Source organism: Methylobacterium sp. CCH5-D2 (assembly GCF_001556475.1).
GTDB classification, from domain to species: Bacteria; Pseudomonadota; Alphaproteobacteria; order Rhizobiales; family Beijerinckiaceae; genus Methylobacterium; species Methylobacterium hispanicum.
On the sequence record NZ_LSIX01000878.1, the window covers coordinates 1 to 1,556 of the forward strand.

Sequence of the window (1,556 nt, forward strand, 5' to 3'; positions counted from 1 at the left end):
TCGCGGCAGGGAGGGGTGGCCGTCACGGCCACCCTCGCGCGCGCCGACCACCTCAGTGGTCCAGGGGGTACGGCCCCCGGACGGGGCCGTACCCCCCTTACGTAGTAAGGGGGAAGATGTGCCCCCCCCCCAGTCGCACCAATGATCTCAGTGAGTTAGCTGGGTAGCTGCACAGCTGCACGAAGGATGTGCCCCCTAATGAAATCAATAGCTTAGGGGGGTAGCTGCACGGCTGCACGGGTAGTTGCACCGAGGCTGCACCAGCCATGTCAGGCCCCTGCCGTGGGGTCTATCTCCCCTGCGATCGGCCCCTGTTCTGCGGGTACGATGAATGTGCTGTAGCGGCTGGGCTTGCCCACGTGCGCCTCTCGCAGCAGTCCTTTGCGCAGCATTCCTTCAAGCACATCCGCGATCTGCCCTACGGTGAGGCCGTGCTGCCCCTCGTATCCCCTGATGATCTTCGGGGCCCAGCGCGGCGACGTCTTGCTGAGACTGATGAGGCGGCGTTGCTTGACCGTATCCTTGACGGCCGCCATGACCCGGACTTCCGCCGCGTAGACGTCGAAGGCCTTGGGCGTCCCGTCGATCGTGTCGGCAAGCCCGAATTGCCCGCGGAACCAGACAAGCCGCAGCTCGGCCCCTGTGGCGGCAAAGTTGCCCTTCAGGCGCTCGACCACGCGCAGGTCGCGCGCGTCCGGCCCGTCCGCCTCCTCGGCGGTCGGGCGACGCATGTAGACCACGCTACGCACTGCGTTGCGCCACGCGGTCGAACCTGAAATGCCGCTGCCGTTCGCAAGGCCCGCGACGCCTGGATGCGCCAGGATGATGACGGCGCCGCCGGTTGCTCGGGCGATCTCTTCGAGGAGGCGGACGTAGCGCGTCACCTGCTGCCGGTCGATTTCGAGGCCTCCGAAGGTGTCGGCGACCGTATCAACGATGAGGAGCTGAATGCCGCGACTGATGCAGAAGTTCTTCAGGTTCTCATATGTTGTCGTTGGCTTGAGCTGGCGATGCTTGTCGGCCGTTGCCAGCATTGCCTCTTCGCCTTTGATCCCGCGGAACCAAAGCTGTTCTTCGAGGTCGGCAAACTCGATGTCATAGCCCGCATTGATGTCCGACTGCCGCCGGTGCAACTCGTCCAGATCGTCCTCGGCCGCCAGATAGAGCACCCTCCGCCGGGCCAGCTCGATCCCCATGAAGGGCAGCCCGAGTGCCGAACAGGTTGCGAGCTGCATTGCGAGCAAGCTCTTGCCCGTGCCGCCATCACCCGAGAGCAGCGTCACGACGTGGTCCGGCACCCAATCGGGCACGCACCATTGCCGCGGCGGGACCGGCTTGTCCTGCCAGGATGAAACACAGACGGCAGGCCAGCCGCCTGACGCCCCCTCGATCAGCGATGCGATCCTGGCGCGCGGGTCGTGGCTCACCGTGCGCCCTCCATCACCCCGGCGAGCGCGTAGAGGCGCGAGGCGACCTCCTCGCGTCGGATGTAGAACCGCTCCGGGTCGCCGCGCTCCGGCGACAGGCGCGTGATGAGGCGGGCGATGTCGCGCAGG

The 1,556-nt window shown here is 66.2% G+C and carries 1 protein-coding gene; it reads right to left on the bottom strand.

Annotated elements, in window-relative coordinates; genetic code table 11:
* Positions 1-269: 269 nt before the first annotated feature.
* The gene (locus tag AX737_RS23425; RefSeq protein WP_082773254.1) at positions 270-1,427 is read right to left on the bottom strand and encodes an AAA family ATPase; all 1,158 of its coding nucleotides are present in this window, start codon (positions 1,425-1,427) and stop codon (positions 270-272) included.
* Positions 1,428-1,556: the final 129 nt, after the last annotated feature.